Here is a 12,578-nt window from a genome sequence, read left to right as displayed (position 1 = left end):
AGAACCATGAACCACCGCGTCCTTGGCCGTACGGGCCTGTCAGTCTCACCGATCAGCGTAGGGACGTGCGCTCTCGGCAGCCACCCCACCCAATACGGCTACGAAGTCGACACTGATACCGCCGTTGCCACGGTCAGGAGGGTTTTTGAAGGCCCGTTCAACTTCCTGGACACCTCCAATGAATACAGCCAAGGCGAAAGCGAGCGAAGAATCGGACTCGTCGTCCGTGAAAACGGCGGTCTTCCCGAAGGCTTCGTCTTAGCCACCAAAGTGGACCCATGCAAGGAGACTGCAGATTTCTCGGGCGATCGAGTCCGCCGGTCTGTGGAAGAGAGCCTCGGGCGGCTTGGCCTGGATCGCCTCCAGCTCGTGTACCTCCATGATCCTGAAAGAATCACCTTTGAGGAAGGAACGGCACCCGGCGGTCCTCTCGAGGCTCTGCTCGAATTGCAGGACGAGGGAGTCATCCAGCACTTGGGTGTCGCCGGAGCGCCCATTGACTTGGAACTGAAGTATCTAGCAACTGACGCGTTTGACGTGGTTCTTAGCCACAACCGCTACAGCTTGGTTGATCAGACGGCACAACCGCTTCTGGAGGCCGCGACTGCTCGCGGCATTGGGTTCGTCAACGCCGCACCCTACGGCGGAGGAATGCTCGCCAAGGGCCCCGCCGCGGTGCGCAGTTACTGCTACGGGCCGGCCAGCGAAGCCGTCCTCGAACGTGTTACAGCGATGCAGCAGCTGTGCGGGGATTACGGAGTACCGCTCGCCGCTGCGGCGCTTCAATTCTCCACGAGCGATCCCCGTGTAAGTTCCACCTTGGTTGGGATGTCGGATCCAGAGCGAATTGATCAAACTGCACGCCTGTTTGATTGGGATATTCCAAAGCAGCTTTGGTACCAGCTCCAAGCCCTGGCTTCGGCCGGCACGGGAGATTTGGAGTGAGTTCCCTCACCCTCGATCCCTTGATGGGATGGACTGCAGCCATGCGGGCTCGACCACGCGACGCCACAGCAAGAAAAGACAGTCGAGTCAGATATTCCAACACAATGGCGAACCTACGGACAACGCATCATGGGGCGGCCTACAAGCGTGACGTGGTAAGAGGTCGAGAAAGGGGAATTGGACAGAATGAGGAGAAAGAAGGCTGGACAGCAACCTGCGGAACCGCGGTATCCCATGCAGGACTGGTCCTGGATTGAAGTCGGCGCCGATGTGGAGGTGCAATACCCGATGGGCGTTTCCTACAAAGCAAGAGTGGATGCTAAGTCACCGGACTCAAAGATTGTCTGGGTAACCAACTCAAACGGACACGGACGGAAGATGTACGGACACTGGGAAGGCATCAGGCTGCTCCAGTCACTTGGCCACGCGTATCAGGAGTCCCCCGTTTGAACGGCCTCAGGACGATTCTCCGGACTCAGAGAAAACACACCTGCCGGTGCTTCTTGTGCTGCCAAGTGCAACGCAAAAACCATCAACCGCAGATCCAGACCGCCACCTTCGCTGACACGGAGCAGTACCTGGAAGATCCAGTCCGGTGCAGCAACACCAGCCGTGACAATTCGGACCCTCGCTGACTTCTCCGCGGTTGGTCGGGGAATCAAAATGACCGAGTTGGGAGGGGTGTGAAGGAGTGAAATATCCGCTGAGGATTCACGGTTGCCTCCTGCACTCCACGTAAGGGAGTGCCGGGCCTTCCTACGGTTATGGCGTCACCGTGATGCGAGCCACCTCATCCAGCAACGGGCTCGTGATAACCACGATCGATGTACCCGGTTTGATGTCGAACGCTACATTGCCGCGCGTCTTGTCACCGACAGGGACCTGGCCCGTACCAAGCTGACCATCGATCCCCAGCTCAGAGTAGGCTTCGCGACCGTCAGCATCCTTGGCGGTGAAGTACAGCGGGTTCGTGCTCGTCATGCCCTTGTCCGTTTCCCAGAGAACGTCAAGTATCAGGAAGCCACCGTTCTTGGCGGGCGAGGAACCCGTACGTGGCCAAGTAAGTTGCGAAAATGGCCAACTAAATTGAGAAAGGACAATGGGACAGGACACAGTCCCGGAATTTAGTTGAAGCTTAAAGTATTTTACTTTACATAAGGCTGGTTATCGGCTAAAAGTCGGGCTAGTTGATGGCCTGACATCAGGCTATAATTTCCCGCATGAGAACCGTACCGCTCAGCGAAGCCAAGGACAAGCTCTCCGCCCTCGTGGAGGAAGCAGACACGACGCACGAGATCATCCAGATCACCCGGCACGGGCACCCATCGGCGGTGCTGATGTCCGCCGATGACCTGGAATCCCTGCAGGAAACCATCCACTGGCTCTCACAGCCGGGCATCCGCGAAGACCTGGATCAGGCCCGGCGCGACATCGTCGAGGGCAACACGACCAGCGGCGCAGAGCTCCGCCGTGAATTCGGGCTGCCTCCGCGGTGACCCAGCCAGAATCCACCGGCCCCGCACCCTGGAACGTCGAGGTCACCAGCCCGGCACTGAAGGGATTCCGGCGGCTGCCAGAGAAAGCGGCAACCGCGATGATCGGATTCGTCACCGGCGCGCTGGCCGACAATCCCCACCGGCTGAGCAAACCCCTCACGAACGAACTGCTCGGACTCCGCACCGCACGGCGCGGCGACTACAGGGTGCTGTTCACCCTGGACATTGAAGCGCACATCCTGTACATCCACCGCATCGAACACCGGTCCGACGTCTACAAGCCGCGTTAGACTCGCCATTTCCCCAGGGAACGATTAGGGGCGTCGTCCACATTGTGGGTGACCGGAAATCTACTTCCGCTTCGAAACTTGGTTCCTGTGAAGTCTATTTCGCTACCCAAAAACTCGGCTCCAAACGCCCTGAGGCGTCGATCCCGGACTTGGCCACCTATCGTGTCCGTGAGTGGGCAGTCAGAGTACCTTGGACTCGGTAGCCCCGGGCCGGATCTGAAGCTTACGGCCGGTGCCCCGGCGGAAGGTATCCATGGCCGTTTCGTAGTCGTCCAAGGCAAAAGCGTGGCTGAACATCGGCTTGACGTTGATGGCGCCCGCCGTGAACATCTCTACGGCTCGTCCGAAGGTGTGCCGTGCAGCCATGGATCCGACGATGTTGATTTCATCCTTGGTGATGCTCAGTGGCGAGTATCGGGCCTTGGCGTCGACGGCGGCGACTCCGAACTGCTGGAAATAGCCGCCCGGCTTCACCCTCGGCATTCCGTCTTCGATGGCCGCAATGACCCCGGTGCAGTCAATGACAACGTCCCACGTTTCACGCTCGAGTTGACCGGCGCCGGTAGCAACAATTTGGACGCCGACTTCCTTGGCGAGCTGCAGGCGGCTCTCGTTGGGGTCCACGACGCTGACCGAGGCCGCGCCCGCGCGGGGGGCGAGTTGAGCCAGCAACAGGCCCATGGTGCCGGCACCGTAGATCAGGTAGTGCTCGCCGATTCTGCGCGGAAGGATGTCAAGGGCCCGGATAGCGCAGGAAATCGGTTCGATCATCGTGGCGTCGTAGAGGTCTGCATCCGGGGCCAAGGCGTACACGTTTTTCGCCGGGGCGAGGAGAAGCTCTGCCGAGGCGCCGTGGCTGCTGATCACACCCATCGAGTCCCAGTTGCGGCAAAGGTTGTTACGGCCGTTGAGGCAGTACTCACATTCCCCGCAGGTCATCGTTGGATCGACCGCCACCCGGTCCCCGATCGAGAATCCGGTGACAGCCTCGCCGATTGCTTCGACGGTGCCTGTGGCCTCGTGGCCGGGAATCATCGGGAATTGGCCCCCGAGGTAGTCGCCCTCGAATACGTGGATGTCAGTGCCGCACATTCCGACTGCTGCAACCTTAATGAGGACGTCCTTGGGACCTGGGGTGGGGTCTGGCAGGTCTTTGACCATGAGTTGACCAGGTGATTCAAATACAACCGCGCGCATCGGTTGGCTCCTTCGTAGGTTAAGTGAACAAATCAGGTGAGAGACAGACGGGAGCGCCGGTGGAGGCAGATTCGAGGGCAGCAATGGCCACCGCCGTCGCGATCAAGCCATCCCTGCCGGACACCGCCGGTTTCCGGCTATCCCGGATGGATGCAACGAAATCGTCGATCATGAGCTGGTTGGTATCCAAGCCCCACTGAATCCAGCCGAAGTTCTGGTCCCCACCGAACTGGGTTAGCCGCTGGCTGAACAGGTCGGCGTCGGCCGTTCCGCCGTCGCCGACCACGGAGAGAGTCATACCGCCCCACGTTGGATAGCTCAGCGGCCTGTTCCAGCTGCAGTCTATGGAGGCGAAAACGCCTCCGGGGTAGGTGAGCATTACGAGTCCGGATGTCTCCACAGTCACCGATTCGGAGTGGACGATGCGGTTGCTGACCGCGTAGACCTCCTCCGGTGGTGTGCCCATGATCCAGCTATAAGCATCGGCGAGGTGGACGATATGGTCCATCATCGCGCCTCCACCTGCCAGTGCGCCGTCGGCGAACCACGAGCGCTCCCGCATGGGCATGACGCTTTGATTGGTACCGGAGAAAGCTCGCGCCTGCCCGAGTTGTCCGCTGATGACCAGATCCCTCACTTGGCTGAGGGACTTGTCGAAGCGCATTGGGAAAGCGGTCATCAACGGGACCCCTGCCTCCCGGCAGCTGCGGACAATCGCCTGCGAGTCCTCCATGTCCACCCCGAGCGGCTTTTCGCACAAGACGGCTGCACCGGCCTCGGCCGCCTTTTCCACCAGTTCGCGGTGGTAAAGGGTTTCGGCGCAAACGAGTACGCCGTCGACGCCCTGAGCGAGCAGCTCGTCGGCGTCCGAGTAGTAAGCCACCTCGTATTTGCGCGCCCAGGCGGCCCCGCGGGCTGCGTCCCGGTCGTAGACGCCAACGACCTGGGCGCCGGCCTCACGCAGGTTCCGGATGTAGGCGTCAACGTGCAGATGAGCCACGCCCAAAATGCCTATGCGCTCCACTTATTCACCTTTTCCTATTGATTCAATCCGGACAGGCTGACCGGTGCGTGCGGATTGCCGCACGGCGGCCGCCAGTTGAACCGCCGCGAGGGCGTCACGGGGCGTGATGGCCGGATGTGCTGTTCCGTCAACTACTTCCAGGAAATTCTGCAGCTCCAGTTCGAACGGGTTGGCCGCCAGCGACATATTGCCGAGACCTGTGCTGCTGTCGTTCCGTTCTTCGTGCAGCCGCAGGGTCAGCGGCGTGGATTCATCCGATGAGAATCCGAGAATGCCGTGTTCGCCTGCGATTTCGAAGCTTGTCCGGAATTCCGGAACGGGGCTTGACCAGGAACTTTCGATATGGGTGATAGCACCGCCAGCGTGCTTGAGTACGGCGATGGCGTGGCCACGCGACTTTGGGGCTGACTTGGCGAAGACCGAGACCACCTCTCCAGCAATCCAGCGGGCATAGTCCAGGTCGTGGATCATTAGGTCGAACGCGATTCCGCCCGACTTACTGTCGTCCTCGAACCAGCTCGCCTGGCCGCGTTCCGGGGCAAATGACAGACGGGAGAGCCGAAGCACGGCCGGTTCTCCGATCCGGCCGGCTTCGACGGCCTGCCGTGCAGCCGTGTATTCCGGGCTGTAGCGGAGTATGTGTCCGACGTGCAGGTGCACGCCGGCCCTTTCGAAGGCGCTGATGACCTCCAGCCCCTCGTCTACGCTGAGGGACAGCGGCTTTTCACAGATTGCCGGCTTGCCCGCCGCCGCCACTGCCAAAGCAAATTCTGCGTGGAGATGCGTTGGGGCGCAGATGTCAACTATGTCCACCGCTGCCAGGAATTCCTGGAGGTCGTCGTAAATGTCGACTTCCAGGTTGCCCAGATACGCGGGTCGGAGCGTTGTGGACCGTGCAAGAACGGCCGACGGGGCCGAGCCGATAGCACGCCAGGCGGCCGTGTGAACTTCGCCCATGAACCCCGTGCCGATGATTCCGACTCTTCGTTCGCTCACGCCAATACGTCCTCACGGGCTGAGGGGATGGGGTCGTTGCGGAAATCCGCCCATTCGGGGTGCTGCTTCAGCCGACGCTGGATGTCCTCGTAGGCGGCAATGGACCGGCGGAGTTTCGAGTAGACGTCCCCGCCCATGGAAAATCCTTGGACGCCGATTGGCCCCGTGAAGCCGGTCTTCTGAAGCAAGCTCAGCAAATAGAAATTGTCCTGTTCACCATCATCCAGGAGCTCGATTGTTGCATCCGTGCCGTTGTCGCTGGGAACGCGGCGGCTACCGCAGAAGTTTGCCCCGGACAGGTAGGGACTGATGCGTTCCAATGTCCGTTCCGGATGTTTGCCGTCGGTGAGGTACCAGTGGTGGCTGGAGAATGTGATCTTGAGGTTGGGGTGGTTGACAGCAAGGCATAGGCGCATGGCGTCGTCGAGGGTTTCCATCCAGCATCCGATGTGGTGGTACAGGGACAGCGTAATGCCACGTCGCTCGGCGATGGCGAGGAGGTCCTTCAACATTCTTTGCACGGAGGCATCACCGCGGGGGTCGGAATTGGTGTGGGCCTCCGGGCTGCCGAGGATGGCTAAGTCGACGAGCGTGCAGCCTTCCATCGTCTCCAGCAGCTCAGAAACCCGGCGCACCCCTTCGGCGTCGTCCGGGCCGGACACCGAGGCGTAGACCCCCGTGACGTCGATGCCGAAGCGCTGGTTGATTGCGGGGATCCTCGCGACATCGGCCCAGGATTCATCGCTCCAGAGGGTGAGGTTAATGCCGTCGTAGCCGAGCTCGGCCAGCATCTCGCATTTGGCCTCGAGATTGTAGGAGCCAAGCGAGTTATAGAACCAGGTGTCCAGCGCGAATAGGGCATTCGTCTTCATGATTTGGTATTCCCTTCAGGCGGTCCGCGCCAAGTCGTGGGTTTCGTCTGTACTGGGGTCTGGGACGGTTATGCCGCGGGCCATCGCCACGAGCCGTTCGGCAACCATGACGATTGGCAGCATGGGGTTAGCGGCGGGGATGGTGGGAAGAACCGAGGCATCAACGACACGCAGGCCTTGGCACCCGTAGACAAGCCCGCTTTGATCGACCACGCCGCCGTTGTTAACCGGCGCCATTTTGCAGGTACCGGTGAAGTGATACCCGGAAGCGATCGTCCGGTAGATGGCCGCATCCAGCGACTCATCGTCCGCTACAGTTTCTTCATCCATGCCCAGCGGTTCCCCCAGCAGGCCGGCCAGCGGTTCGGCCGTCAAGACTTGCCACCCGCGCCGGACGATCTCTCGCATGACAGCTAGATCAATCGGATCCGAGAGGTATCTGGGGTCCACGAAGGGTAGTACGGCAGGGTCCGTAGAGGTGATCTGGACGACGCCGGTGGACCGGGGTTTGTTGATGACGCAGCCGATGCCGGCCACGTTGTCCAGCCCCTCGTTGCCGGCTCCGGCCATGCCGCGGGCACCGTCTCCAGTGGTGCGCACATTAAGGTAGCTGAACATGGTCAGCTGGGCATCGAGGCTGTCCGGCTGCTGGCTGGTGGAAAACCGCCATACCGCCTGGAGGCTGGCGTCGTCAGGAGACCAGGACCCCTCACGGGGAGGCGCCATCAAGGGCACACAGCTGTGGTCGGCCAGGTTTTCGCCAACGGGTAGGTCCGAGACGAGCGGAACTTCCATTGCCGCGAGGAGCCCCGAGGGTCCGACGCCGGAGCGCTGGAGCAGTGCTGGCGTCACAATGGCGCCAGCACTTAGGACCACCTCACCGGCCGTGATGGTGCTGCCGTCCGCCAGCTCAACGCCGGTCGCCCGAGCACCGTCGAAAAGTACGCGCGAGACCAGGGTCTCCCCGCGAACAGTGAGGTTTTCGCGGTGACGGACCGGGTTGAGATAGGCGATAGCGGTGGAGACGCGGCGGTTTCCGGCACGGCTTTGGGGCACCGGGCCGACACCCTGCGCGTCGGGGGCGTTGAAGTCCCAGCAGTCCGTCGCTCCTACGCTGCGTGCACTGTCCACGAAGCCCTTCTGCAGGCGCGCGAGTTCCGGCTCCGCCGTTCGTGTGATCGGATAGGGACCGCCGCGCCCGTGGATGCCGACGCCGGGAGCGGTGTCGTCCTCCAGGTCACGGAACGCGGGGAGCACCTGGTCCCAGGACCAGTCGGGGTTGCCGGCGCCAGCCCACTCTGCATAGTCGGCGGTGGCTCCGCGAAGGGCCAGGGTGCCGTTGATGGCAGAGCCGCCGCCGATGAGCCGGGCCTGAGGAACCACAATCGTCGCGCCATTCATTTCAATGTTGAGTCCCCAGTCGTGGCGGGGATCGACCTCGGGTGCGTGGCCGCGCATTGGAACGTAGCGCGATTCGTGCACGCCGTCTGGCGTTGCTTCGTTGGTGGGGTAGTCCGGCCCTGCCTCCAGCAGCAGGACCTTGGTGCCCGGATTTTCGGTGAGGCGCGCTGCAACGACGCAGCCCGCTGTTCCTCCGCCGACGATGATGTAGTCAAATTCATTACTCACGGGATGGCCCTCCTGACCATAGTTCTTTCGTACGCTGGCCTGCCTGGCGGCCGCTAGTTCTGGTTCCAGCCGAAGATTCGATCCATCGAGGCGGAAGCGTTATAAGCGCTTTGTTCGGGGTGCCACCGGTACGGGGTCACTTCCGCGGAGCAGTAGTCGTTGAACCCGACTTCCGTCAACGCCCGCAGGACCTCCGGAAAGTTCACGTCGCCGGAAAGCAGGTCCACGAAGGAACTCAGTCCTCCTGGGTTGGTGCGGTAGTCCTTCACATGGACCTTGACGATCCGGTGCCCCAGGATCTCGATCCATTGCTCGGGGAATCCCGTTCCGAGCGCATTTCCAATGTCAAAGTACGAACCCACGTAGTGACTGCCGACTTCGTCCAGGAACTCGCGCATTTCTCGGGGAGTGGTCAGGAATCGGTTCCACACGTTCTCTACTCCGATGCGGATGCCTGCCGCCTCAGCGAAGGGCGCCAGCTCGCGAAAGGCGTCCAGGGCGCGGTCATAGGCGTGGTCGTAGCGCACAGTCTCCGCGTCCGGAATGAAATCCACCCCTACGTAACCCGGCACGACCAGTACCGTTTCGGCTCCGAGGACTTTGGCGGTCTCGATCTGGACCTTGGTTGCATCTACTGCCTTTTGGCGGACAAGGGGACTATCGCTCACCAAGTTGTACTGCAGCTGCAGCATTGTCGCCAGGGAATGAATTTCGATACCCAGGTCTTCCGCATGTCCCCTGAGAGAGCGTAGTTCCTGCGGGGTGCTCTCAAGACTAAGCTTCCCGGTCTCCGACAGAACCAGTTCCACACCCTGAAAGCCGGCTGAGTGAGACAGCCGGAGGGCTTCCTCGGGCGACGTTCCGGATGCCAACGACCAGACGTTGATTCCTTTTTTCATGTTCGTTCCCTACCTGCTCTGCCTGCGCCGCATAACGGCGTCGAATATGACGGCCGCAATCAGCACTGCCCCGGTAATCATGTATTTCACGGGCGAAGGAAGCGCGAGCAGGTCCATTCCATTGGAAATAGATCCGATAACGAGGGCGCCGAGAACGGCAGACCAGACACTGCCGCGGCCGCCGAAGAGGCTTGTCCCGCCGATGACGACTCCGGCGATGGCGTTAAGGAGGATTTCCCCTGCGCCGGACGTCTCGTTGACTGCCAGCAGCCGTGATGCGGAAAGGATTCCGCCGAGGGCAGCGAAGGTCGAGACGAGCACGAATACCAGAACAGTGGTGGTTTTCACGTGGACGCCCACACGGGAGGCCGCCTGGGCGTCGCCGCCGACCGTGAACAGCCGACGACCAAAGAGCGTGCGGCGGCAAATGAAATCCATCAGCAGCACAAGTCCGAGAAGCAGGAGCACGCTCAACGGAATGCCCCGGCTTGCACTTAAGACAAGGACAGTGGTGGCGAGGACAAGCGCAATAACCGCGAGCCGGATCATGTCAGCGGCAACCGGAGTGTTGTTCAAGCCCACCTTGCGGCGGTTGACTCGGACACCGAATGTCCGGACCGATATGGCAGCTACCAGGATCGCCGTCAGGGCCCACCCAACCCACGGAGCGAAGAAGGAGCTTGTAAGGCCCTCAATGGCAGGATCGGTGAGGTTGATGGCTCCGGTGTCTCCGAGCAGCAGCAGCTGAAGACCTTGCCAGCCGATGAGGCCGCCCAGAGTCACGACAAAGGACGGAACGCCGAAGGTGGAGATGATCAGGCCATGGATGAGCCCCACCACCGCGCCGCATCCAAGGGCGAGAAAGATTGCCCACGCGGCGGGCAGGCCTTGTGACACGTTCAGGACCGCCATCACGGATGCGGCGAGGCCACTTACCGTTCCAATAGACAGGTCGATTTCGCCGATCAGCAGGACCAGGACAACTCCGATTGACATCGTCGCGACTGCCACAATCTGCAGGGCCAGATTCGTGAGGTTGGTCGGTGAGAGAAATGCCGGGTTCAGGATGTAGAACACCGCCCAAATTACGGCCAGGCCGATCACGACCTGGAGAACGCCGACGCGGGTAGCATCGTCGGCGCGAACCAGTCCCCGCAGCCTGGCGGCGAGCGAAATGTCTCTATCCTTGAGGGGCCCGTCGGGTGACGGAGAAATCAGTGTTTGGGCGCTCATGCAACTTCCTTCGGCGTTGAAAGCTGTGTGCCGGTAATCGCGGCCACAACTTCGTCTTGGTATTGCTCGTCCCCGGGAAAGGACCCCCCATTTCGGCCGAGCCGCAGAACTTCAATCCGGTCAGCCACGGCAAAAACCTCGGCAAGGTTGTGACTGATCAGCACCACAGCGAGGCCGCGTGCCTGGAGCCGCCGAATGAGGTCGATGACCTGGGCCTTCTGTGCTACGCCGAGGGCGGCGGTGGGTTCGTCGAGAATGACTAGCTTGGGGTTACCCAGCAGGCACCGGGCAATCGCAACAGACTGCCGCTGGCCCCCGGAGAGACTGCTGATGGGTACACGCAGGGAGCGGGGATGGACAGAAAGTTCGGCCAGTAGCTGGCTGGTTTCCTGTTCCATTTCGAGTTCGTTCAGAATCGATCCGCGGTGGCGTTCACGGCCCAGGAAGAGGTTCGCCACCACGTCGAGGTTGCTGCACACGGCCAAGTCCTGGTAAACGGTGGCGATCCCCAGGTCCACGGCGGCGAGAGGGCTGTCGAGGTGGATGGTTTTGCCTTCAAATTCCATCACGGCACTATCTGGAGCTACGGTTCCGGACAGCACTTTGACGAATGTCGATTTGCCGGCACCGTTGTCACCCACAAGAGCGACAACCTCCCCTCTTTTGATGGAGAAGGAGACGTCCTCCAATGCACGGATTGTCCCGTATGACTTTGTTACAGAATGAAAGCTCAAAAGGGCTTCAGTCATGATGCCATGACTCCTTTGTGTTCATAGTTTGGGTCAGCTTCAGAGCAGCCCGGCCTTGGTGCAGGCCGCCTTGTAGTCCGGGGTACAGATTTCGTCCAGCTTCCAGAAGCCCTTGGGTTCGATCATGTCTGCGACGTTCTTGACGGTGATGACGTTGTTGGACCACAAGTAGGCAGGAATCTTTACTCCGTCGGGGCCATCCACGGTGCCGTTGACCAGATTCGCGGGAGGTGTCTGGCCCTGCGCCAAAGCGACGGCGATCTTTGCGGTATTCGCGGCGAATTCCTTGATCGGCAGGTTAATGGTGTTGTACTGCTCACCAGTGAGGATCCGTTGCAGGGCTGCAGACGCCCCATCCTGTCCGGTGATCAGCCGGGTGGTCGGGTCGATGCCGTTGGCCTTCATTGCTGCGATTACGCCGCCGGCGAGCTGGTCATTCGCCGCGTAAACACCGACGAATCCGTCTTTACCCACCTTGGTGATCGCCTGGGACATCTGATTCTGCGCGTTGTCGGCGGACCAGTCCTTGGTGTCATACTCGGCGGCGATGCTGAAATTTGTCTTATCCAGAATCGAGTGCGCCCCCGCCTTATATTTTGAGCCGAAGGCGTCGGAGGGAGACCCGTTCATCACGATGAGTCCGCCACTCGTGATGCCCTTGGCCTTCAGCCCGTCGACCAAGCTCTGGGCCTGCTGCGCTCCGATGCCGGCGATGTCCGTTGTCACACCATAGTCAACGTTCTTGCTCTGGATAATACTGGCGTAGCTGATCACTTTCGCCCCGGAAGAATGCACCTTGTCCACGATTTGCGCCGCCGACCGGAAATCGACGGGAGCCACAACCACGACCGTCGCACCGTTCGTCACCGCCGCCTCGGCCTGCTGCAGCTGCGTGCTGGCCGAGCCCTTGGCGTTGTAAGTAGTAACAGAACAGGAAGCGCAAGCGGCTTTGGCTGCTGCCTCAAAGACCGGCTTGTCCTGCTGGTCCCAGCGCGCGGTCACCAGATCAGGAAGCAGCAGCGCAATCTTTCCGCTGGGGGCCGCCGTCGCTGCCGGGGAATTTGAGGGCTCGGCGCATCCGCTCAGTCCCAAACCGGCTACTGCGAAAACGGCCAACGCCACGGCGGCAGACCGGTAATTACGATTGGTTTTCAAGAGAAAACCGCCTTTCTTTCGTCATTGAAATATCTGATGCAGGGCCTTGGAGGGCTTGAATCACGCCGGCTGGGCCTTGGATTGCAAGAAACT

Annotated in this window: 14 protein-coding genes; 4 read left to right on the top strand and 10 right to left on the bottom strand. The window is 60.9% G+C overall.

Annotated features, from left to right (window positions below; genetic code table 11):
* Positions 1 to 6 precede the first annotated feature (6 nt).
* Both A3M3_RS0122310 and A3M3_RS29135 read left to right on the top strand, forming a co-directional pair.
* The gene (locus A3M3_RS0122310; RefSeq protein ID WP_028268167.1) at positions 7 to 945 is read left to right on the top strand and encodes an aldo/keto reductase; all 939 of its coding nucleotides are present in this window, start codon (positions 7 to 9) and stop codon (positions 943 to 945) included.
* Between the two features lie 186 nt (positions 946 to 1,131).
* Entirely contained in the window at positions 1,132 to 1,395 is a 264-nt protein-coding gene (locus A3M3_RS29135; protein WP_231497403.1) for a hypothetical protein, read from the top strand.
* Positions 1,396 to 1,707: 312 nt separating this feature from the next.
* On the opposite strand, the gene A3M3_RS26530 is transcribed toward A3M3_RS29135, so the two are convergent.
* Positions 1,708 to 1,926, bottom strand: coding sequence for a hypothetical protein (locus A3M3_RS26530; RefSeq protein ID WP_028268165.1), 219 nt, complete (start codon positions 1,924 to 1,926; stop codon positions 1,708 to 1,710).
* Between the two features lie 239 nt (positions 1,927 to 2,165).
* Here A3M3_RS26530 and A3M3_RS0122295 point away from each other — a divergent pair, with 239 nt between their 5' ends.
* Both A3M3_RS0122295 and A3M3_RS0122290 read left to right on the top strand, forming a co-directional pair.
* Entirely contained in the window at positions 2,166 to 2,441 is a 276-nt protein-coding gene (locus A3M3_RS0122295) for a type II toxin-antitoxin system Phd/YefM family antitoxin (RefSeq protein ID WP_028268164.1), read from the top strand.
* Positions 2,438 to 2,731, top strand: a complete 294-nt coding sequence (locus A3M3_RS0122290; protein WP_028268163.1) for a type II toxin-antitoxin system RelE family toxin — start codon at positions 2,438 to 2,440, stop codon at positions 2,729 to 2,731. The genes A3M3_RS0122295 and A3M3_RS0122290 overlap by 4 nt, the downstream gene beginning before the upstream one ends.
* A gap of 180 nt (positions 2,732 to 2,911) precedes the next feature.
* On the opposite strand, the gene A3M3_RS0122285 is transcribed toward A3M3_RS0122290, so the two are convergent.
* From A3M3_RS0122285 to A3M3_RS0122245, 9 genes are read right to left on the bottom strand one after another with little or no spacing between them, the layout of a single operon-like run.
* Positions 2,912 to 3,928: a zinc-dependent alcohol dehydrogenase family protein gene (locus A3M3_RS0122285; RefSeq protein ID WP_028268162.1), complete on the bottom strand. Its 1,017-nt coding sequence runs from the start codon at positions 3,926 to 3,928 to the stop codon at positions 2,912 to 2,914.
* A 19-nt stretch (positions 3,929 to 3,947) separates the two neighbouring features.
* Positions 3,948 to 4,952, bottom strand: coding sequence for a Gfo/Idh/MocA family protein (locus tag A3M3_RS0122280; protein WP_028268161.1), 1,005 nt, complete (start codon positions 4,950 to 4,952; stop codon positions 3,948 to 3,950).
* On the bottom strand, positions 4,953 to 5,948 hold the full coding sequence (locus A3M3_RS0122275; protein WP_028268160.1) for a Gfo/Idh/MocA family protein: 996 nt from the start codon (positions 5,946 to 5,948) through the stop codon (positions 4,953 to 4,955).
* The gene (locus tag A3M3_RS26525) at positions 5,945 to 6,820 is read right to left on the bottom strand and encodes a sugar phosphate isomerase/epimerase family protein (protein ID WP_051423495.1); all 876 of its coding nucleotides are present in this window, start codon (positions 6,818 to 6,820) and stop codon (positions 5,945 to 5,947) included. The genes A3M3_RS0122275 and A3M3_RS26525 overlap by 4 nt, the downstream gene beginning before the upstream one ends.
* 15 nt (positions 6,821 to 6,835) lie before the next feature.
* A complete protein-coding gene (locus A3M3_RS26520) occupies positions 6,836 to 8,449 on the bottom strand; it encodes a GMC family oxidoreductase (protein WP_051423494.1) in 1,614 nt (537 codons plus the stop codon).
* 53 nt (positions 8,450 to 8,502) lie between these two features.
* Positions 8,503 to 9,348, bottom strand: coding sequence for a sugar phosphate isomerase/epimerase family protein (locus A3M3_RS0122260; RefSeq protein WP_028268159.1), 846 nt, complete (start codon positions 9,346 to 9,348; stop codon positions 8,503 to 8,505).
* A 9-nt stretch (positions 9,349 to 9,357) separates the two neighbouring features.
* Complete coding sequence (locus tag A3M3_RS0122255) at positions 9,358 to 10,581, bottom strand: sugar ABC transporter permease (protein ID WP_028268158.1); 1,224 nt, start codon at positions 10,579 to 10,581, stop codon at positions 9,358 to 9,360.
* A complete protein-coding gene (locus A3M3_RS0122250) occupies positions 10,578 to 11,330 on the bottom strand; it encodes an ATP-binding cassette domain-containing protein (RefSeq protein WP_028268157.1) in 753 nt (250 codons plus the stop codon). Before A3M3_RS0122250 ends, A3M3_RS0122255 begins: the two co-directional genes overlap by 4 nt.
* A gap of 39 nt (positions 11,331 to 11,369) precedes the next feature.
* Positions 11,370 to 12,485, bottom strand: a complete 1,116-nt coding sequence (locus A3M3_RS0122245; protein WP_081737013.1) for an ABC transporter substrate-binding protein — start codon at positions 12,483 to 12,485, stop codon at positions 11,370 to 11,372.
* Between the last annotated feature and the right edge of the window lie 93 nt (positions 12,486 to 12,578).

The organism is Arthrobacter sp. MA-N2, from assembly GCF_000517125.1.
In the GTDB taxonomy this organism is placed as follows: domain Bacteria; phylum Actinomycetota; class Actinomycetes; order Actinomycetales; family Micrococcaceae; genus Arthrobacter; species Arthrobacter methylotrophus.
The sequence above is the reverse complement of the archived record's forward strand: the minus strand, read 5'-3'. Positions and strand labels throughout refer to the sequence as shown.

What these genes read in the sequence shown, in the direction of transcription:
- A3M3_RS26525 (WP_051423495.1), bottom strand. Translation starts at nt 6,820, where the DNA reads ATGAAGACGAATGCCCTATTCGCGCTGGACACCTGGTTCTATAACTCG.
- A3M3_RS0122250 (WP_028268157.1), bottom strand. Translation starts at nt 11,330, where the DNA reads ATGACTGAAGCCCTTTTGAGCTTTCATTCTGTAACAAAGTCATACGGG.
- A3M3_RS0122295 (WP_028268164.1), top strand. Translation starts at nt 2,166, where the DNA reads ATGAGAACCGTACCGCTCAGCGAAGCCAAGGACAAGCTCTCCGCCCTC.
- A3M3_RS0122255 (WP_028268158.1), bottom strand. Translation starts at nt 10,581, where the DNA reads ATGAGCGCCCAAACACTGATTTCTCCGTCACCCGACGGGCCCCTCAAG.
- A3M3_RS29135 (WP_231497403.1), top strand. Translation starts at nt 1,132, where the DNA reads ATGAGGAGAAAGAAGGCTGGACAGCAACCTGCGGAACCGCGGTATCCC.
- A3M3_RS26530 (WP_028268165.1), bottom strand. Translation starts at nt 1,926, where the DNA reads ATGACGAGCACGAACCCGCTGTACTTCACCGCCAAGGATGCTGACGGT.
- A3M3_RS0122260 (WP_028268159.1), bottom strand. Translation starts at nt 9,348, where the DNA reads ATGAAAAAAGGAATCAACGTCTGGTCGTTGGCATCCGGAACGTCGCCC.
- A3M3_RS0122285 (WP_028268162.1), bottom strand. Translation starts at nt 3,928, where the DNA reads ATGCGCGCGGTTGTATTTGAATCACCTGGTCAACTCATGGTCAAAGAC.
- A3M3_RS0122310 (WP_028268167.1), top strand. Translation starts at nt 7, where the DNA reads ATGAACCACCGCGTCCTTGGCCGTACGGGCCTGTCAGTCTCACCGATC.